The following is a 20,059-nucleotide window of genomic DNA, read 5'->3' on the forward strand; positions in this document are numbered from 1 at the left end:
GAGTCACGCATGGTCCCCCGCGCAGGCCTCACCGCCGACCGCCTCACCGAGTCCGCCGCCGACCTCGCCGACGAGATCGGCTTCGAGAACATCACCCTGGCCGCCCTCGCCAAACGCTTCGGCGTGAAGGACGCGAGCCTCTACTCGCATGTCAGAAACCTCCAGGACCTGCGCACCCGGGTCGCCCTGCTGGCGGGCGGCGAGATGATCGACCGGATCGCCGTCGCGGTGGCGGGCCGGGCCGGGAAGGAAGCGCTGGCCGCATTCGCCGGCGCCTACCGGACGTACGCGCTGGAACGGCCGGGTCGGTACGCGGCCACACAGATCCGGATCGACCAGTCGCTGATCGCCGGCACCCCCGCGCTCCGACGCACCGCCGAGATCACCTACGGCATGCTCCGCGCCTACGGACTCGCCGAACCCGATCTCACCGACGCCGTACGGCTGTTGCGCGCCACCTTCCACGGTTTCTGTGCCCTGGAGTCGGCGGGCGGCTTCGGCGCGCCCCGTGACGTACAGAAGTCCTGGGACAGGGCGGTCGACGCCCTGCACGTGGCACTCGAGAACTGGCCCCAAGAGGAGAGCACCGATGACTGACCCGCACTACGACATCACCGGCCACGGCCCCGTCCTGCTGCTCATCCCCGGGGGCGCGGGCCACCCCATGGGCCTCGACCCGGTGACGGACGCGCTCTCCGCACACTTCACCGTCGTCACGTACGACCCCCTCGGACTCGCCCACGGCCGCCTCGGCGAACCCGTCGAGGACCAGCGGGTCCGGGACTGGAGCGACGGAGCGCGGCGCGTGCTGGACGCGACGCTTCCGGAGGGTGAGTCGGCGTACGTCTTCGGCACCAGCGCCGGCGCCATCGCCGCCCTCGATCTGCTCACCCGGCACGCGGAGCGCCTGCGGCACGTCGTCGCACACGAGCCGCCGTGCGTGGGGGTGTTGCCGGACGGAACACGGCAGCAGGCGGCGTTCCGGGAGGTCTGCGAGGTCTACCGGACCAAGGGGCTCGCGGCGGGAGGCGCCCGGATGACCGCCGTACTGGAGGAACGGGAGGCGGGGGAGCTTCCGGAGGGCCAACCCCTCAGCCGCGAGGAGGAGTTGGCGAGCCCGATGGCGCTCTCCCTCGCGCATGTCATCGGCCCCTTCACGTCGTACGTCCCGGAGGCGGGCCCGTCGCGGGCCCGGCTCACCGTCGCCGCGGGGACCGACTCGCGCGGTCACCTCCTGTATCGCACCGCCGAGTGCCTCGCGAAGACGCAGCAGGCGGACTTCGTCGAGTTTCCCGGCGGTCATCTCGGCATCCTTCAGCACTCGGCGGCCTACGCCCACCTGCTCACGCGGACGTTCCTCGGGACCGACTCGCGGTCATGACAGGTCGCCGAGCGCATCGGCGTAGTACGTGGATCCCTTGAGGTGCAGGGCGAGTTCACGGAAGGTCCAGCCCTCGCCGGGCGAGTGGTCGAGCTCGTACTCGGTGAGGGCGCCGAGGCGGTTGACCCAGATGCGGGCGAGCCGGGTGAGACGGCTGCGGGCCTCGTCCAGGTCTTCCCGGGTGAAGGGGGCGAGGTCGGCCGCGGTGGTCGTGGCGGACGCGTGCCAGTGGTCGGGTTGCGGTCTCTCGCCCGCGAGCCGCGCCTCCAACTCGGCGAGGTGGTCGATCAGATGGTCGGCGACCCGGCGGATCGCCTTGTGCGGGGTGTAGACACGGTCGTCGACCTGGGCCGCCTTGCCGTCCCAGCCGGTCCAGGTCGCGGCCAGGCCGAGCACGTGATCGACCATGCCGGCCACGGCCTGCGCGGGCGTCTCCTGCGGGTGTTCACTCATGCCCGCAGGCTAGAAGCGGGTTGCTTCGGTATCGGCCGAAGTGTGCTGGGCGAGCGTCGTCGGACGCGGGACGCGGGTTGCGGGTTGCGGGTTGCGGGTTGCGGGTTGCGGGTTGCGGGACGCTTGGGGCATCCGGGTCAACCTGGTCGCACCGGGAGCGATCGACACCCCCGGGGTCGACATCGCCGTCGGCGATGAGAACGCGGCCGCCGTCAAGGCGGAGCTCGCGGCGGGAGTGCCGGTCGGCCGGAGGGGTCGCCCGGAGGAGGTGGCCGCCGCCGTGGCCTTCCTCGCCTCCGCGGACAGCAGCTTCATGCTCGGCACCACCCTGCACGTCAACGGCGGCGAGAACCAGTTCCGACCCCGACAGACGGCCCCGACCCGTCGCCACCCGCCACCGCTCACGGCGTCCCGCCCGACCGACTGGGCCGGGCCCCTGTGCGGGGCCCGATCTCAGCTCTCCCGTTCGGCCGCGCTCCGCTCCACACAGAACTCGTTGCCCTCGGGGTCGGCGAGGACCACCCAGCCCATGCCGTCGCCCGTGCGCTGGTCGTCGAGGAGTGTCGCGCCCAGGGTGAGGAGGCGGGCGACCTCCTCGTCGCGGGTGCGGTCCTGGGGCTGGAGGTCGAAGTGCAGGCGGTTCTTGCCGCTCTTGGCCTCCTGGACGGTGACGAAGAGCAGGCCCGCGCCCTCGATCTGCGCCTCCTCGTCACCCGGCCGGTCCTCCTCGTTCAGCGGTTGGCCGAGGACCTGGGACCAGAAGTCGGCGAGCGCGTAGGCGTCGGCGCAGTCGATCGTCATGTGGCGGATGGCGGAGGTCATGGGGGGATTCTCAAGGACACCGTCGGGCGCGGCAAGGCCTGAAGCCACGGCCGCCCGCGCCACGGCAACCTTCGCGGCCCCCGCGGCGACCTGGGGGTATGACTTCCGCAAGACGCACATCGCGCGACGGCGACACCCCGAGCAACACGGTTCGCGACACCCCCCGCGCCGGCCACCGCCGGGTCCGCGCGGCACGTAGGCCCGTCATCGCCGGTCTCGCCGCGACCGCCGCGCTGGCCGGTGCCTGGTACGCCACGGCCGGCGCGGCCACCCCTCCCACGCTCGCCCCCACCACCACGGCCGTGAGTCTGCCCGCCAAGTTCCCTTATCTGTCCGCCGGTTACAACAACACGCGCGAGTGGACCCGGACGGCGACCGCCGTGGCGCCGAACGGCACCCTGCGCGTGGCCTGGCCCGCCTCGGACGGCATCCATGTCACCCCGCTGACGTCCGCCGGGAAGCGCTCGGGCACGGACACCGTCGTCAAGGGGGCGAAGGAGGTCGGCGGGCTGGTCGCGCACAACGACGGTTTCGCCCTGCTCACCCGGGTCGCCGACACCAACAAGTGGAAGGAGACGGCGGCCGCGATCGTCCGGTACACGAACGGCAAGCAGACGTTCCGCACCAAGCTCACCGGCACCGCCTCCCACGACACCTCCCCCACCCTCGACGGCCAACTCGCCTGGAACGGGAAGAAGTACGGCGCCTACTTCGTCGTGCACGGCGCGGGCGGCTTCGCGGACGGCCACTTCGGCGACAAGTTGTCGTACGTCGGTGCCAAGGGCGCGAAGCTGGGCGGAGGTTGGGGCTGGGGGTGCAGCCACAACGAGGGCATCGCCCTGCGCGCCGAGACCACCGGTGACTTCACCTCCCTGTGCTTCGACGACTGGCGTTCGGGGCTGTTCGTGTCGACGGGCATCGGCGCCCCGGACGTGGCTCCGGTGGTGCAGCGCGAGCAATGCTGGGCGGGCTACTGCGGTGGCACCTTCGCGGGCCGCACCGGCGACCTGGTGAAGTCCTCCACCGGCCGCTACGCGACCGCCTTCGCCTCGCGCGGTGCCGCGTCCGCGAAGAAGAACCCGGACGACGCGAGCGGCCGCGGCTGGACGGTCAAGCCGGTGACCAGCACGCACCAAGTGGCGGTGGCCTTTCTGAAGAACCGCAGCTCCGGTCCCGGCAAGGCGATCTACCTGACCGGCGCCAAGACCGTCGAGCACGTCAACGTACGGGTGGCGCCGTACGGCAGCAACCGCCTCCTCGTCTCCTGGGAGTTCCTGAAGAACGCCAAGTGCGCGAGCGGCACCTGCACCGGCACCTTCACGGGCACGCACTTCCGGCTCATCGACTGGAACGGCACGTTCCAGAGCGCGGACAAGGTGGTGCCGACGCGGATCACGGGTGACATCGCGGTCCAGAAGGACGGCACGCTGACCTGGGCGTACGTCCCGGTCACGCCAACGTACGCGAAGCCTTCGACGGGTGCGTCCCCGACGTCGACGAGTCTGCGGATCGCGCGGCTCAAGCCCTGAGGCCGGTACCCGGGAGCGACGCCGCCGAACGCCGCGGACTCGGCCTCTCCCCCCTGCACCCTGATCGCCGCCGTCTGCCCGGGCATGGTCGACACCGCCACGTCCGGCCCCTGGTTCAGCGAGTACAGCCACGCCCGGTCGCCGGGGCCGTCCTGGACTGGACTGATCCTCCCCGAGCGCGCCTGCCTTGGTGTCAGCGCCCCGCTCGGCGACTCCGCAAGGCTGAGGCGATCGCCTGCCCCGTCTCGCGCGCGGTGAGATACGGCCGGACGTCATGGGCTTTGGCTCCGTTGTGTACGAGGACATCGGTGACCCGGCCTCCGAACACCGACGACAACTCCTTGGCCAGAGCCACGGCGTCGCCCCGGTCCGCGATATTGGTCCAGCGCCGCACGGGGGCGGGCCAGCGCCCCCGCCCGTCTTGGGGCGCCGGGACGAGCCGGTCAAGGACGAGTCCGCGCACACCGAGCGGCGAACCGAGCGTGACCAACGTCAGATCCGGTACCTCCGGGTGAGCACAAAGGGCCTCATAAGCCACGACCGAGCCCAGGGAGTGCGCGACGACCACCTCGGTCCGGTCGGTGAGCGCGGCGAGAAACCGGGCCTGGACCGCCGTGCGCAGGTCGGCTTCGGTGAAGTAGCGCCTGACCTGGCGGGCGTCGGAGATCAGCATCCGGTCACCGATGCCTGCGAAGAAGGCGGAGTGGCTGAGGGCGTCCAGGGCGCGCTGCACCAGGTACGGCGTACGGCCTCGCGCCGCCACGTCAGGTCCCGGCACCTGGCTCTCCGCCCGGGCCGCCGCCTCCCACCATGCCAGCAGGAGGTCCCGTTCGAGGCCCTCCTCGACGTCGGAGGCGTCCAGTTCGGGCTCGCCCAGACCGCGGTGGCCGGCGGGCCGAAACAGGTCGCCGTAGAACGCCATGGTCACGTCCCGCTTTTCCAGTTCCGCGTCGGCGAGGCTGACGCCGTCGGCGAGGCCCGGGTACCAGTCGCCGAGCAGAGTGTGCGGGCCCTTGTGCTGCTGGGCTATGCCGTGGAGGAGTACGAGCCGGGTCATAGGGGGTCTCCTCGGTTCTCCGGAGCGTCGGCGATGTTGATGCCGAGGACGACTGCGCCCGTGGCGGTGGCAACGCAGACGTGACCGGTGTCGGAAACAGCCAGTCCGTTGATGCCGCCCCCGACGTCGAGTTCGGCGGTCCAGCCGGCTGCGCGCGTGTCCCAGATCCGCAGGAGGCCGTATCCGTCCCCCGCGACGAGAACCGGGACGCCGTTGATGTCGGCCACCCCGAGCTGCATGACCGCGGAAGGAAACGGCTCGAGGTCCGGCCCCGTGGGCGTTCCGCTCGTGAGGTCCCAGAAGCACAGACGGCCGTCGGTGACGCCTGAGACGACCAGATCCCGGCCGAGGCGGATGAAATTGACGCTGTACGCGGTCGTGGACCGGCCTGTGAGCGGATCCAGGGCGAGGCGGCCGGTGCGCAGATCCCACAGCCTCACAGTGCCGTCCAGAGAGGCGCTGGCCAGGAGATGGGGGGCGCCGAGTCCGTCGGCGCTGCGGAGCCCCGTAACCGTCGACGTATGGCCCCTCATCGGCGGAAACAGCGGGGCCTGGTTCCGCAGGTCCCAGGCGTGCAGGGCGTAGTCGTCCGCCACCGAGACGGCGAAGGTCCGGCCTTCCACGGCGTGCAAGGACGCCGTCCATGTCATACCGAGCCGCTTCCCCAGACGCTCACGCGGGTCGAGCGCCCAGATGTCCGCGCCCCACCAACTGCTCGTCACGACCACGGTCCGTCCGTCCAGGCGGGCACTCGCAAGGTCGTAGAGCGAGTAGTGGATCGAGGTGACGTGCGGCGCGACCTGGTGTCCGTCGGCGAGATCGTGGAAACGTACGCCACTTGTTCCACTGCCGGTGACCACCACGGCCCTGCCGTCCGGGGTCGGCAGGATGCTTGCCGCGACCAGGTGACGGTCCGCGCCGCACAACGGTTCACCGAGGGGAGACGTCGTGATGAGGTCCCAGACCCGGACCTCGTGACAGAAGGCCGTCACCACGACCGGTGTGCCGTCGACCGCCCCCATCGCGGGCGCCGGGCACAGGCGTACGCCCGAAAGCCGCGTCTGGCCCTCCATCGGAGATCCCACGGCTTCGGCCGTTTCGAGGTTCCACACCCGGGCCGTGTCGTCATAGGACGTGCTGGCCACCCGTGCCACGCCGCTGACGAAGGAGAGCGCGGCAGCCATGACCCGGCTGGTGTGGCCGAGAAGCGGGCCGCCGACCTGGGCGCGCGTCAGGATGTCGTGTACATACACCCCGTTGCCTTCGCGTGTCGACAGCGCGACCGGTCGATCGCCGTGAAAGGCCACACCCAGCGCCTCGGTGTACGGGGTGACGTCTTCGAGGTTGAAGTGGGCTTCCGGCGCCTGCGGTTCCCGGTCGCCCACCCTCCAGAGATACGCGTGATCACGTGTGGTCGCGAGGGCGATCACCAGCTCGCGGCCGACGCCGCGCACCGCCAGGTACTCGACCCCACCGATGTGCCCGGAGAGGGGCGGCACCATGAGCTCACCGGTGCGCTGGTCCCAGACCCGAACCGTGCCGTCCTCACTGCCACTGACGAGGACCGTTGTACCGTTCGCCTCACCGATCGCGACACAGCTCACGGCGTTGGTGTGGCCAGTGAGCGGCGGGCCTGACGGCTCGCCCGAGAAGGGATCCCAACACCTCACCCAGGTGTCCTCCCCACCGCTCACAGCGATGGCCCGGCCCCCGGCGCTGCCCAACGCGACGGCCAGCACTGCGCCCAGGTGTCCGGCCATCGGCCGCCCGATCTGGGCGCGGGTGCGCATGTCCCACAGCCTGGCGGTACCGTCGGCACCGCCCGTCACGGCCAGGGGCCGGCCCACCACCTCCTGTATGTCGACGCAGTGCACCTGACCACTGTGTGCCTCAGCCGGCTGGTCGGCGGTCAGATCCCATATCCGTGCCGTGCGGTCGCGGCTGACGGTCACGGCCAAGGACGCGTCCCCACGGCTGGTGAGGGCTGCGGCCCGGATTTCGTCGACGTGACCTCGCAGCGGCGGGCCCAGCTGGCGCAGGCTCGGCAGATCCCAGAGGCGGGTTTCCTCCCATCCGCAGGTCAGGGCCACGGTGCGGCCGCGGAACCGACCGATCTCGGCCGAGAAGACGCCTCTGCGGCCGAAGTGGCGGTGAGCGACGGCGGGCTCGCCGATCTGGCGTCGCGCGGCCAGATCCCACAGGCTGAGCATGCCGGTCTTGTCTCCGACGAGCAGGATGGTGCGCCCGTCCAGCTGCCCCGTGCACAGGGCGGTGACCGCTTCGGCCGGCCCGATCAGCGGGCTGCCGTCGACATGCGCGTCACCGCCGTCCGCCACATCGGTGAGGTCCCAGACACGGATCGCCTTGTCGTCTCCCCCGGTGACCGCCACCGGGCGCCCGTCGAGTTCGGTCAGGGCCGCGTCCCGCACCGTGCGCCGGTGCCCGGACAGATCGGCGCCGAGCTGTCTGCGCTCGGCCAGGTCCCAGATCCGCGCGGTGCCGTCGCCGCTCGCCGTCAGCACCACCGGACGCTCTCCGAGCACGCCGATCCTGATGGCCTCGATGCCGTTGGTGTGGCCGGTCAGGGGATTGCCGTACTCCTGGCCCGCCGAGAGGTCCCAGACTCGGACCGTGCCGTCCACACCGCCGGCCAATGCCACGGTGTAGTCGCCGAGTTCACCGATGACGACCGCACTCACGGCGACGCCCATGGCCAGCGGCTCACCGATCTGCCGCTGTGTGGTGAGGTCCCACACCCGGACGGTCGCGTCGACGCTTCCGGTCACGGCAATGGGCCGTTCGTCCAGATCGCCCACGGCGACGCAGTCGACCAGCTTGGTGTGACCGCTCAACAGCCGGTGCGCGCCGCTCGCCGACCACCAGGCCCAGCGTGCCGTCCACGGCAGTGAGACGCCCAACCGCTCGATCCGGTCGGCCAGTTCGTCGGCTTCGCAGCGTCGGGCCGACAGTTGCAGGTCGGCCGCACGGGCGCCCAGCGCGCGGTCGGGCGTCAGCCGGTGCGCCACCTGCTCGTAGGCGGTACGGATGCGGCGCGCGGCCTCACCGTCGACCGACGCCAACGCCCGCAGCAGCCCGAGGGTCTCACAGGCCAGGAGGAACCCGGGATCCTCGATGAGCTCCGCGAGCCGACCCGCCGCCGCGGCGTGCGTGGCCAGATGCTGTCGTACATAGGGCGGCGCGCCGAACCAGTCCCACCTGCCGTCGGCCAGAGCGGGTACGACGGAGACGAGCGCCTCGACGACGGCGCTCTGGATGTCGGCGATCACCCGGCCCTCGGTCTTGCGCAGATGCTCCGCCAAGGCCTTGTGGTAGAGCCGGTAGACCGAGCGCCGGTCGTCGTCGACCACCTCCGCCACATACGCCCCGGCGACGTCGAGCGCCCATGAGACATCGGCCTCGGTGCACTTCGCACCGGAGAGCACGGTACTGAGCGTCGTCCAGATCCGGCCACGCGGCAGCCCAGTGCCTTCGGAGAAGGCGAGGGCCAGCAGCATGCGGCGTACCCGGGGTTCGTCGGGGCCGAAGCGCGCCAGGTAGTCGTCGAAGGCCTCCCCGATCTCGCTGGGCAGGTCATCAGCCCAGCCCGGGCGGCTGATGTCGACCGCGCTGCGGTCCGAGCGCAGGGTGCGAGCGGTGGTCCTGGCGTAGAGGTAGACCCCGGCGGCCCTGGCCGCGACACCGACCGCGACCGCAGTGGCGAGCCCGGGCCGGCCGCGGTACGGGCTGGGAACTTCCGGCTCCTCCGCGGCGAGCAGCATCTTGGTGACGTATCCGGTGACGTCGTCCTGCTCGGCCCGGTAGCCGGGGCGGTCGAGGTCGATGCAGCGGAAGGTGGGCCCCAGCGGAGTGACCAGTTCGTGGCGGGTTCCCACCAGGAGCCGTACGCCCTGGATCTCGGACATGGGGCGTAGCAACTCTCGTGTGATACGCCGCGGTTCTCCATGGCCGCCCGCGTCCGCCGCCGTGTCGGAGCCGGCCTCGTCCACCGCGTCGACCACGATGACCACCGGCGGCCCTTTGCGGCCCCGCCGGGTCAGCTCCTGGAGCAGGGCCGCCGAGCCGTCGACGGCCACGCCGAGGTGGTCCGCGATGCGCTCGACGATCTCGTCGAGGCGCTTGTGCCGGGCGTGGACCGCGGCCTTCACGCACCCTTCGGGAACCACCGTCGTCTGATCGAGGCCCTCCAGGTCGAACCTCGTCCGGTATCCGGGATCCGACAGGGCCACGACCCTCCCCAGGACTGCCGACTTGCCGCATCCCGGACTGCCCGTGACGACCCTCCCTCGGCCGTCGCCCTCCGGTGCGGTGAGCCACTGGGTGAGTTCGCTCAGAACCCTGGTGCGGCCACTGAAGTACAGACCGTGTTCCGATTCGAACTCCACACCACGCGAGCGCGGGCCGAAGTGGTCGACGAGGTCCTGTGCAGCGACCCGGCGTTGTACCTCCAGGTCGGTGCCGATGGGCGGCAGCGACTCCCGGTAGCCGGAGTTGGGCAGGAAGGGGGCCAGGCCGGTCACCAAGCCGCTGGCCAGTTCCGCCCGTTGCCCGAGGCCGTCCGCCTCAAAGCGCTCGTTGACGGCTTTCACCAGTTCCGTCAGGTCGAGGTACTGCTGTCGCTGACCGGTACGCTCGGTCGTGACGTCCACCGCCGCGCGCAGTGTGCCGACGAAGCGCCCCTCCTCGGCGATGTCCCTACGCCGTGCGGAGGCCAGGAACCACAGCCCCGTGCCGGCGCCGGCGTGGCGGTAGGCGATCGACTGCAGGGCGAGTGCGGCGGCCTCCGCGCTTCCGGCGCCCGCGGCGCAGGTGTCCAGGACGAGGAGCAGATGACGCAGCTCTCCCCGGCACAGGATGCGTACGAGGTCCTCGGTGGCCAGTGCGGTGGCCGCGACGTCCTCGTCGGCATGGGAGTCCCAGCACAGGAGGTAGTGCCGGTCCCGGTCCCGCGCGAAGCCGTGTCCCGCGAAGTACACGACCACCACGTCGTCGCCGGTGAGTGAGACGTCCGTGGACCAGTGGCGGAGCTTCTGGCGGATCTGCTCGGCGGTGTCGTACTCACCGAGGCCGGGCAGCACCGTCCGGTATCCGAGGCCGTCGAACAGTTCCCGCACGGCCCGGACGTCCGAGGGAACCTGTGCGAGTTGTTCGTCCGCCGAGAGGTGACGGTAGCGGCCGACGCCCAACGCCACGAAGAATCGCCGACCCACCCGCAGCCCCATCGCCCGCCCCCGCAGCGTTTCCGACCAATGCAGCGGGGCGATCACTCTTAGGTCCCGCGTAGGGAAAGTGCCCAACGGCTCCGCTGCCGAAGCGTGTTCGTCAGGAAACGGCGATCTGCTCCGCGTCCATCCGCACGCGGGTCACCTCGCCCTCGGCCCACCTGACCTGGAACCCGTCGCCGCTGGTGATCTCGACGGAGACCGTCTCCGCCAGGTCGCCGGGATTCCGTACGGCGGTGAGACGGGCGAGCGCGACGAAGAGCGACGGCCCGGCGCCGACGGTCCCGGCCAGCTCAGCGCCGGAAGGCTCCAGGCCGGACACGGGAAGCAGTTCGGAGGACACCCCGTCCCGCGCGGACCACCCGGTCAGCCTCACCTCCGCCCCCTCCGCAGCCCCGTCGACACGGAACGCCCGCACCTCCACGGCGCCCCGCGCGAGCACGACACTGGAAACCCGCGCACCCCCGGCCGCCGTGTGCCGGGAGGCCACCCATCCCGCACCGACCCCCAGCGGCTCGATCTCCGTACGGCTCGGATCGCCGCCCACGAGCACGCTGTTGTCGTACGACGAGGAGGGCTCCGTCACCGTCGAGTACGCGAGGCGGGTGTAGTACGGGTCGTAGCGGACGTCCTCGCTGCCGTGGTTGTGGAGGCGGACCACGCCGTCGGAACTCGTGGACTGGAGCAGCCAGTTGGGGGCGGCGATCGAGGTGACCGCGTCGGAGCGCTCGGCTGGGCCGGGCTCCTCCACCGCCGTCCACACCTCGTGGTCGGCCGGGAGCAGCAGGCCGAGGAAGCCCTTGCTCGCCCAGTACGGGGAGGCCGGGCCCGAATAGCCTTGCAGGACAGCCGGGTTGGGGCCGTGCCAGCCGAGGGTGAGAAGGCCGCGGGAGTCCACCGCGCCCCGGTCCAGGAAGTACTTGAGGGCCCCGGAGGCCAGCCGCCGGGTCTCCCCCGGGGGCAGCGGGGTGTGGCCCGTCAGCGCGCCCAGCCACAGGGGGACGGTGGTCGCGAAGCGGTACGTCAGTGAGCGGCCCTGGTGCATCGGGGCGCCGTCGGCGCCGAACAGGCGGGCGTAGTCGTCGAGATGGCGGGAGAGGCGACCGCCGTACAGGTCCAGCAACCGGTCGTCCTGCGCCAGCCAGGCGTGCAGCACCGGGTAGAGGTGCATGGCCCAGCCGTTGTAGTAGTCGAACTTGCGACCGTCGCCGTCGGTGTACCAGCCGTCGCCGACGTACCACTGCTCGATGCGCTCCAGGCCGCGGTCGACCGCCTTGCGGGAGGCCTCCTGCTCATACCCGGCCGACGCCAGGAAGCCCGCGACCGTGACCGGGAAGAGCTCCCAGTTGCAGGGCCAGGCCTCCGCGGTGAGCGCGTCGCCGAGCCAGGCCGCGGCGCGCTGCCGTACGGCGTCGTCGAGGCGGTCCCAGAGCAGCGGCTTGGTGATCCGCAGAGCGAACGCGATGGAAGCCGCCTCCACCAACGGCTGGCTGCGGTCCTCGATGCGGGGCCAGATCCCCGAGACACCGGCGGCGAGTCCGTCGGCGTACCGTTCCAGCGCGGTCGCGTCCTGGCGGAAGGCCGCCAGCAGGAGGGTACGGGCGTAGCCCTCAAGGCCGTCGGAGAGGCGGCCGGACCAGCTCTGGCGGTCACCGGGGAGGTGGTAGAGGGCGCGGTCCTCGGTCGCGTACGGCTCCACCGCGGCGAGCAGGGCGTCGGCGGCGGCCTCCCAGTGGGCGCGCGTGTAGCCGGTGCGGGGACTGAGGGTGCGGTCCTCGGGGGGCAGCTGCATCGGTTCTCTCTTTTTCGTACTCGCAGGCTCGCAGGCTCGCATGACAAGACCTGGGGCGCCCCGGTTCCGGTCGGGACGCCCCAGGCGTCTATCCCACCCTCACAGCCCCTTTGGGCACCAGTCCCTGTGCGACCAGTTCGTCGCGGACCAGGCCCGCGTACACGGTGGCGCCGTGCACGGAGGTGTGGGTGTTGTCCTTCTTCTCGTTGTAGAGGTAGATCGCCTTGGAGCCCTCCACTCCCAGGGACTCAACGAGCGTCTTCGTCTTCGCCGTCAGGTCGATCAGCGGGACGTCCTCGTCCGCGGCCACCGAGCGGATCACCGCGGGATGGTCCACCCCGAGTCCGTTGACCAGCAGGGCCGTCCCGTTGTTCAGCGTGCCGTCCGAGTTGAACCAGCGTCGCACGATGGGCGTCACGAGGACAGGGTTCCCGCCTTTCTCCCTCACACCCGCGACCAGAGTCTCCAGGTTCGCCCGGTACGTCGCCTCGTCCGTCGTCTTGTCGTTGTGGGCGAGCTGGACGAGGACGAGGTCGCCGGGGCGGATCAGCGGCTGGACCGTGGCCCACAGGCGTGGCTCGGCCAGATAGGTCACCGTGCTCTCGCCGGAGTCGGCGTAGTTGGCCACGGACACGCCCTTGCGCAGGTACTGGGGCAGTTGCTGGCCCCAGCCGGAGTAGGGGTCGGCGGGCTGGTCGCAGACCGTGGAGTCGCCGACCAGGAAGATCTGGCGGGCGTGCCGCGCGCGGGTGACCTCGATGTCGGCGAGGGCGGGGGCCGAGCCGCCCAGCGCGAGGTCCAGGCCCGGCGTGCCGTCGGGGCCGGTGGGCTCGCCCTCCGGGGTGCGGACGTTCACGGTGAAGCTGCGGAAGGCCCGTTCGCCGGCGGCGACCGCCGTCTCCGGCAGCAGTGAACGCCGGGTCTCGCCGCTGATCGCGGTGCTCGACGCGGCATCGCCGCCGAGGCGGACCTTCACGTCGTACGTGCCCGGCGGGACGTCGAAGTGGCAGCCGGCGGTGGTGCAGTTCTCGATGCCGAGGGGGCGGCCGGTGTGCGCCTGCGCCGGTACGGCGGTCAGGCCCGCGCTGAGCGTGACCGCTGCCAGCACGGCGAGGTTGAAACGTCTCATTCGAGGCTCCTCAGACGGACGACAAGGCCTGGCGGCTGGACCGTACCCCCTTCGGCAAGCGCTTTCTAGCCCCCGGGCCGATTTCACAAGATTGCCAACCTCCAGCACGCGAAAGCCCTTTCGCGAAATCGATTCAACTGTCACTCTCCAAAGTGCCTGCCCCACCCCCACACCTCTCGAAGGAGGCACCCCCATGTCCGAATCCGCCGTGAACAGACCGGTCGGACGCCGTACCTTCGTCCTCGGCACCGCCGCCGCCGCGGGCACCGCCGCCCTCGCCGGGCCGCTCGCCGGGAGCGCGTCCGCCGCGAGCTTCGGCTACTCCGACGACGGCTCGAACTACGTCGTCGACACCGGCGCCAACCTCGTCTTCAAGGTCAGCAAGACGAACGGCGACCTGACCTCGTTGGTCTACAAGGGCACGCAGTACCAGGGCTACGGCGGCAAGAACTCGCACATCGAGTCCGGCCTCGGCACCTCCACCGTCACGATCAAGCAGTCCGGTACGACGATCCTGATCTCGGTCGCGTACGGCACGCTGAAGCACTACTACGCGGCCCGCAGCGGCGAGAACAACGTCTACCTGTGGACCAACAAGGCCGACGACTCGGTCTCGGCGACCCGCTACATCCTGCGCGTCAACGCGGGCAAGTTCCTCAACGACGAGCCCGACTCGTACACCTACGCGCCCACCACCATCGAGGCCTCCGACGTCTTCGCGAAGTCCGACGGCCAGACCCGCTCCAAGCACTACGCGAAGGCGCGGGTCATCGACTACAACTACGTCGGCTGGACCACCGGCAGCGTCGGCCTGTACATCGTGCGCTCCAACCACGAGAAGGCCTCCGGCGGCCCGTTCTACCGCTCCCTCCTGCGCCACCAGAGCGCGGACGGTGGCGGCCTGTACGAGATCCTGTACTACGGCGAGAACCAGACGGAGGCCCAGCGCTTCGGCCTCCAGGGCCCCTACGTCATCGCCTTCACCGACGGCGGCGCCCCCTCCTCCTCGCTGTACCCGGGGACCCTCACCACCTCGTGGGCGGACTCGCTCGGCATCTCCGGGTACGTCCCCGCGAGCGGCCGGGGCAAGGTCGCCGGCGTAGGCATCACCGGCCGGAACACGGCGTACGCCTACACCGTCGGACTCGCCAACTCCGCCGCCCAGTACTGGGGTTCGGCGCGGTCCTCGGACGGCTACTTCTCCATCGGGGGTGTGCTGCCGGGGACGTACACCCTGACCGTCTTCAAGGGTGAACTCGCTGTCTACACCGGCTCGGTGAGCGTCAGCGCGGGTGGCACGACCACCCTGAACAGCATCGCGATCCCGTCCTCGAACGATCCGAGCAACGCGAGCGCGATCTGGCGCATCAACAACTGGGACGGCACGCCGGGCGGCTTCAAGAATGCCGACCTGATGACGTACGCCCACCCGTCCGACGTACGCGCCTCCTCCTGGACCGGCAACGTCGTCATCGGCAGCGGCACCGAGACCTCGGCCTTTCCCTGCTATCTGTGGAAAGACGTCAACAGCGGAATCATCGTCTACTTCAAGCTGACGGCCGCCCAGGCAGCGGCGGCGCACACCCTGCGCATCGGGGTGACGACGGCCTACGCCAACGGCCGCCCGCAGGTGGTCGTCAACGACACCTGGACCTCCGCCGTCCCCTCCCCGCCCACCCAGCCGAGCACCCGGTCGCTGACCGTGGGCTCGTACCGGGGCAACAACTACACGTTCACCTACAGCGTGCCGGCGTCCGCCTGGCTGACGGACACCAGCGCCTACAACACGCTGAAGATCTACGTGGCGAGCGGTTCGGGTTCGACGTCCTTCCTCAGCGCGGGCACATCGATCGACGCGATCGACCTGCTCACCTGATCCAACGTCAGGTGCCGCGCGTCCACTGCTGGTTGGCCGCTCCATTGCACGTGTACGTGATGATCGCGGCGGAGTTGGCGGTGGACGCGCCGTTCACGTCCAGGCACTCACCACTGGCTCGGGCCTTGATGTTCACGTACGAGCCCGAAGTGACCACCGACCACTGCTGGCTGGTCGCGCTGCCGCAGTTCTCCTGGGTGACGGCGGTGGCGTTCTCCTGGAGGCACAGCGAGCTGCCGCGGCCGACCAGCTGGTAGTAGCCGGTGCCGAGGTTCTTGAACCACCACTTCTGGTTGGCGCCGCTGTTGCAGGTGTACTGGCTGATCGCGACGCCCTGCCACAGCGACTGGTTGGCCACGTCCGCGCACTTGCCGCTGTTGCGGGAGACCAGCGTGTTGTACGTGGCACCGGTGCCGGAGATCGTCCCGGCCGCCGCGTCGATCGTGACCTCGGGGTACCAGGACATCGACATGGTGGTGGAGCTGGGGAAGGTCAACGGCAGCCACACGTAACGGGAGTCGTTGACGGTCCCGCCGAAGGAGTTGCCCCAGCGGTCGCCCATGTAGAGGTACGAGGTGCCCGAAGTCCCCTGGACCGGAAGGACGTACGCGGTCTGCGAGTTGTAGGTCGTGGAGTCGCCGACGTTCGCCATCGAGGTCCATGGACCGGCGAGGGAGGTCGCGGTGGCGTACTGCTGCTGGTTGGCGCTCCAGCCGGTGGCGCCCGACGTCAGCATGAAGTAGACGCCGTTGCGTTTGAACAGGGCCGGGGCCTCGCGGTGGCCGCCCACCCACGGGTTGGCGACGAGGCTCGCGACGCCGGTGTAGTCGGCGGTGAGCTTGTAGATGTGCAGGTCGTAGTTCTCGTTGGCCGCCGAGACCATGTAGCCGGTGCCGTCGGTGTCGACGAACGTCGTGATGTCACGGGACATGTTGTCGCCGAGCGGGCGGAAGCTGCCCTGGTAGGTGTAGTTGCCGTCGACCGTGGACGACACGGCGACGGCGGCGCGGGCCTCGCTGTAATCGGTGCCGTTCTCCTTGTGCATCCACATCACGAACTTGCCGGTGGTCGCGTTGTAGATGACCTTGGGCCGCTCGATGTAGGCGGTGGAGAGCTCGGAGGCGCTGGACTGGGTCAGGACGTGGTTCCTGAACTCCCAGTTCTTCAGGTCGGTGGAGCGGTAGGCGTCCACGTACCGGAAGGTGTTGTCGGCGTTGCGGTCCTCGCCGAACCAGTAGTAGTAGGAGCCGACCTTGATGACGCCGCCGCCGTGGGCGTGCAGGGCGCCTCCCGAAGTGTCCGTGAACTGGACGCCGTTGGGAATCGTCAGCGGGGCGGCCTGGGCCGGTCCGGCGGTCACCAGGGCGCCGGCCAGGGCCAGGCAGAGGGCGAGCAGTACCGCGTGAGCACGTCTCATGACGCAACCTCCGTGTCCGGGGCGGTGTCCGCCACCGGTATGCCGAAGTTCGGGGTGCCGTCCGTGTGCCAGCCGAGCTTCTGGACGCGGGTGTGGCGGTTGGGGTCGTTCAGCGGGTCGCCGACGATCTCCTTGTACTGGCGGGCGTGGTAGACGAGGACGTCACTGCGGCCGTCCTCGGCGACCGTGAAGCAGTTGTGGCCGGGGCCGTACTGCCTGGTGGTGTCGTTGCTGGTGAAGACGGGGGTCGGTGACTTGGACCAGCTCGCCGGGTTCATGAGGTCGGCGTCCGCGTCGGCCGTGAGCAGGCCCATGCAGTAGTGCCAGTCGGTGGCGCTGGCCGAGTAGGACATGAACAGGCGGCCGTGGCGGGCGATGACCGAGGGTCCTTCGTTGACCTTGTAGCCGACGCACTCCCAGTCGTACTCCGGGGTGGAGAGCCTGATCTGAGGACCCGTCAGGGTCCATGGGTTCGCCATCCTCGACAGGAAGATGCCGGTGTTGTTGTCCAGGCCGGGCTCGTGCTGGGCCCAGGCGAGGTAGCGCTTGCCCCGGTGGCTGAAGGTGGTGGCGTCCAGGGAGAAGGTCTCCCAGGCCGTTCTGACCTGCCCCTTCTCCACCCAAGTGCCCTTGAAGGGATTGGGGTTGGCGTTCTCCAGGACCCAGATGCGGATGTCCCACACGCTCTCGGCGGGCGCGGAGGCGAAGTAGATGTACCACTTGCCGCCCACGCGGTGGATCTCCGGCGCCCAGATGTGGGCGCCCATGACACCGGTCGGGTGCTTGGTCCAGATGACGGACTCGTCGGCGCTCGCGAGGCCGTTGATGGTGCGGGAGCGGCGCAGGATGATGCGGTCGTACTCGGGGGCGGTGGCGGTGAAGTAGTAGTAGCCGTCGGTGTGACGGTGGATGTACGGGTCCGCGCGGTTGCGGACGAGCGGGTTCACGAAGGGCGCGGCCTTCTTCGGGCGCGGGGCGGCTTCGGCAACGGTGGGGGTCGCGGCCAGGGCGCCCGCGGCCAGGGCACCTTTCAGCAGCAGTCGTCGGTGGGGGACGTCGGGGGCGCGGCTCATACGGACTGCCTCTCCGGTGGGGGTGTCCTGAGAGCGATGTTCGGTATTGAGAACATCTGTTGTTATTGCGAACAGCCGAAAGGTACGGCTGGGGAACCAGGAGGTCAACGGGTCGGACGCGACTAAAAGAAGGCGCTTTCTGTTCTCGGTTTTCTGTTATCGGCTCCCACGTCGCCCGTCTCCGATCATGTGCGCAGCCATTTCCACAGAACAGCAGCGGCCGCCGGTGCCCTGGCCGCGGTCGCCCTCATGGTCACCGCTCCCCAGGCGCTGGCCGCCGGCCCCCGTGATGTCACGGCCGACGTCCTCGCGGACCGGGACGTCACGCTGAGCGGCGACACGGTCGTCACCGTGCCCGCGGGGACGACGACGTACGACGGGGTGTTCCGCGGCGAGGGCACGCTGACCGTGCGCGGCGGCGGGACGCTGATCCTCACGAAGGACAGCGACTTCACGCTGCCCGAGTCCCGGCAACGGCAGTCCGTACGGACGCCGGGCGGCAACCACCCGTACGTCACCACGACCCGCCCGGACCCGCCCGCGATCACGGTCGAGCGCGGGGCGACCCTGCAGTACGGCAACGGCGGGACGACCGGCCTGATCGGCCACTTCCCTTACAACACCCCGGCGTTCCGGCTGAACCAGGACAACATCCGGGTCGACGGCACCCTGCGGCTGTCCCTGAAGAGCGCCTACAACCTGGGCACCGTCAGCGGCTCCGGCCTGGTCACCCAGCCACGCTTCCTCTGGGGCACCTGGGACCTGACGTCCGGCCCGTTCTCCGGGGTCGTCGACAACGGCACACAGGCCAACGCGGGGCGGCCCGAGTACGCGACCGCACTGCCCAACATGCGCAAGGTGCTCAACCAGGGCACCTGGACCGTGGACACGCCGCTGGGCCAGACCGTCACCCAGCGGATGGACTTCTACCAGCGTGAGTACGGCAGCGACATCAACGTCCAGTCCCGGCCGGGCGGCAAGGTGGTCCTCACGGGCCAGTACAGCTGGTCGAACCAGGGCGGCGACACCGACCCCTCGCTCAGCGACCCCGCCCTGAACTGGACGCCGGCCGCCAAGAACGTCAACAAGCGCGGCACCAACATCAAGGGCGCCAACGTCCAGTGGGGCGACGGGACGACCAGCAGGATCTTCATGCCGGGCACGGCGGAGACGGTGTACATCAACCTCCTCGCCGCGCGCTCGCGTTCACGGCTGACCTTCGACTACAACGGTCCGGTGACCCTGGGCGCCCCCATCGGCGGCGGCCGTTTCCACGACACCCTGTCCGCGCCCGGCGCGGGTGACATCGTCATCAAGGGGACCAGGGGCAACGACGTCACCTTCGCGGCCGTCCAGTACTACGACGGCTCCACGACGGTCGAGAAGGGCGCCGTGCTCCGCCTCGGCAGTGGCAAGCCGGGGGGCGACGGCGGGCTCTACACCGGGGGCGGCCTCTACAAGGTCGTGAACAACGGCTCGCTGGTCCTCGACAACACGGCCAAGCCCCTGACCCTGCCCCGGATCAGCGGCAGCGGCTCCCTCACCCAGGCGGGCAGGGCGACGACGACACTGACCGGCGGCGCGGTGACGTACACGGGGACGACGACCGTCCGCAAGGGCACGCTCGCCCTGCGCGGCGGAGCAACTCTCGCCCACAGCAGGGGGATCCGGCTCACCTCGTCGGCCGCACGGCTCGACCCGGGCACGGCCGGGCTGAGGATCGTGTCCTCGCTGACCGGAAAGGGCACGGTGAAGGGCGCGGTCACCAACGACGGGGTGGTCGCGGGCGGGCTCACCGTCTTGGGTGGCTACACGCAGAGCGCGAAGGGTGAACTGGTCCTGGGAGCTGCTCCGTTGAAGGTGACGGGCCCGGTACGGCTTGCCGGCGTCCTCGACTTCTCTGCCGTCGGCACCGCCCCCGCCCGCCGGATCACCCTGCTGAACAACAAGGGCACGTCGAAGATCAAGGGCGCCTTCAAGGGCCTGAAGGAGGGCACGCGACTCAAGCTCGCCGACACGACGTACCGGATCACCTACCGCGGCGGGGACGGCAACGACGTCGTACTGACCGCCGTCTCGGCCACCGCATCCCCGGGTGTCCGTTCCGCTGCGACGCCGAAAGCAGCGGCCGCGGCGCCCCACGCCGCGGGTGAGGTGGCCGAGGGGCTGGGCTGGTGGCCGTACATCCTGGCGCTGGGTCTGCTGGGCGGTCTGGTGGTCCCGCCGACGGTGCGGAGGCGAAGCAGGCGCCCCAGGGGCGGGCGCCACGCGGCGCACTGAACCACAGCCG

Annotated in this window: 13 protein-coding genes and 2 pseudogenes; 7 read left to right on the top strand and 8 right to left on the bottom strand. The window is 70.3% G+C overall.

The window, feature by feature from the left end:
- The first annotated feature begins 9 nt into the window (after positions 1–9).
- Complete coding sequence (locus tag ABZT02_RS03680; RefSeq protein WP_356013865.1) at positions 10–597, top strand: WHG domain-containing protein; 588 nt, start codon at positions 10–12, stop codon at positions 595–597.
- The gene (locus tag ABZT02_RS03685; protein ID WP_356013867.1) at positions 590–1,381 is read left to right on the top strand and encodes an alpha/beta hydrolase; all 792 of its coding nucleotides are present in this window, start codon (positions 590–592) and stop codon (positions 1,379–1,381) included. The genes ABZT02_RS03680 and ABZT02_RS03685 overlap by 8 nt, the downstream gene beginning before the upstream one ends.
- Here ABZT02_RS03685 and ABZT02_RS03690 read toward each other — a convergent pair.
- Entirely contained in the window at positions 1,376–1,834 is a 459-nt protein-coding gene (locus ABZT02_RS03690) for a hypothetical protein (RefSeq protein ID WP_356013868.1), read from the bottom strand. The genes ABZT02_RS03685 and ABZT02_RS03690 overlap by 6 nt on opposite strands.
- Positions 1,835–1,961: 127 nt before the next feature.
- Between ABZT02_RS03690 and ABZT02_RS03695 the strand changes: the two are divergent.
- Positions 1,962–2,189: pseudogene (locus ABZT02_RS03695) on the top strand (SDR family oxidoreductase); the annotation flags it as partial.
- A 98-nt stretch (positions 2,190–2,287) separates the two neighbouring features.
- Here the strand turns inward: ABZT02_RS03695 and ABZT02_RS03700 are convergent.
- On the bottom strand, positions 2,288–2,656 hold the full coding sequence (locus tag ABZT02_RS03700) for a VOC family protein (RefSeq protein ID WP_356013870.1): 369 nt from the start codon (positions 2,654–2,656) through the stop codon (positions 2,288–2,290).
- A gap of 98 nt (positions 2,657–2,754) precedes the next feature.
- On the opposite strand from ABZT02_RS03700, the gene ABZT02_RS03705 reads away from it, so the two are divergent.
- Positions 2,755–4,185: a hypothetical protein gene (locus ABZT02_RS03705; protein ID WP_356013871.1), complete on the top strand. Its 1,431-nt coding sequence runs from the start codon at positions 2,755–2,757 to the stop codon at positions 4,183–4,185.
- A gap of 57 nt (positions 4,186–4,242) precedes the next feature.
- A pseudogene (locus tag ABZT02_RS03710) lies at positions 4,243–4,329 on the top strand (carbonyl reductase); the annotation flags it as partial.
- 49 nt (positions 4,330–4,378) lie between these two features.
- Here the strand turns inward: ABZT02_RS03710 and ABZT02_RS03715 are convergent.
- The 4 genes from ABZT02_RS03715 to ABZT02_RS03730 all read right to left on the bottom strand — a co-directional run bounded on the left by ABZT02_RS03715 (position 4,379) and on the right by ABZT02_RS03730 (position 13,403).
- Positions 4,379–5,242: a hypothetical protein gene (locus tag ABZT02_RS03715; protein WP_356013873.1), complete on the bottom strand. Its 864-nt coding sequence runs from the start codon at positions 5,240–5,242 to the stop codon at positions 4,379–4,381.
- The gene (locus tag ABZT02_RS03720; RefSeq protein ID WP_356013875.1) at positions 5,239–10,470 is read right to left on the bottom strand and encodes a caspase family protein; all 5,232 of its coding nucleotides are present in this window, start codon (positions 10,468–10,470) and stop codon (positions 5,239–5,241) included. Before ABZT02_RS03720 ends, ABZT02_RS03715 begins: the two co-directional genes overlap by 4 nt.
- Before the next feature lie 112 nt (positions 10,471–10,582).
- The gene (locus tag ABZT02_RS03725) at positions 10,583–12,274 is read right to left on the bottom strand and encodes a DUF2264 domain-containing protein (protein WP_356013876.1); all 1,692 of its coding nucleotides are present in this window, start codon (positions 12,272–12,274) and stop codon (positions 10,583–10,585) included.
- 88 nt (positions 12,275–12,362) lie between these two features.
- Positions 12,363–13,403 carry a rhamnogalacturonan acetylesterase gene (locus tag ABZT02_RS03730; RefSeq protein ID WP_356013877.1) on the bottom strand — a complete coding sequence of 347 codons (1,041 nt, stop codon included), beginning with the start codon at positions 13,401–13,403 and terminating at the stop codon, positions 12,363–12,365.
- A 193-nt stretch (positions 13,404–13,596) separates the two neighbouring features.
- Between ABZT02_RS03730 and ABZT02_RS03735 the strand changes: the two genes are divergently transcribed.
- Complete coding sequence (locus ABZT02_RS03735) at positions 13,597–15,279, top strand: rhamnogalacturonan lyase B N-terminal domain-containing protein (protein ID WP_356013879.1); 1,683 nt, start codon at positions 13,597–13,599, stop codon at positions 15,277–15,279.
- 7 nt (positions 15,280–15,286) lie between these two features.
- Here ABZT02_RS03735 and ABZT02_RS03740 read toward each other — a convergent pair whose 3' ends face one another.
- The gene (locus tag ABZT02_RS03740) at positions 15,287–16,696 is read right to left on the bottom strand and encodes an RICIN domain-containing protein (protein WP_356013880.1); all 1,410 of its coding nucleotides are present in this window, start codon (positions 16,694–16,696) and stop codon (positions 15,287–15,289) included.
- The gene (locus ABZT02_RS03745; RefSeq protein ID WP_356013881.1) at positions 16,693–17,769 is read right to left on the bottom strand and encodes a glycoside hydrolase family 43 protein; all 1,077 of its coding nucleotides are present in this window, start codon (positions 17,767–17,769) and stop codon (positions 16,693–16,695) included. Before ABZT02_RS03745 ends, ABZT02_RS03740 begins: the two co-directional genes overlap by 4 nt.
- Positions 17,770–17,958: 189 nt before the next feature.
- On the opposite strand from ABZT02_RS03745, the gene ABZT02_RS03750 reads away from it, so the two are divergent.
- Complete coding sequence (locus ABZT02_RS03750; protein ID WP_356013883.1) at positions 17,959–20,049, top strand: autotransporter; 2,091 nt, start codon at positions 17,959–17,961, stop codon at positions 20,047–20,049.
- Positions 20,050–20,059 lie beyond the last annotated feature (10 nt).

The organism is Streptomyces sp. NPDC005402, from assembly GCF_040606575.1.
Classification (GTDB): Bacteria; Actinomycetota; Actinomycetes; order Streptomycetales; family Streptomycetaceae; genus Streptomyces.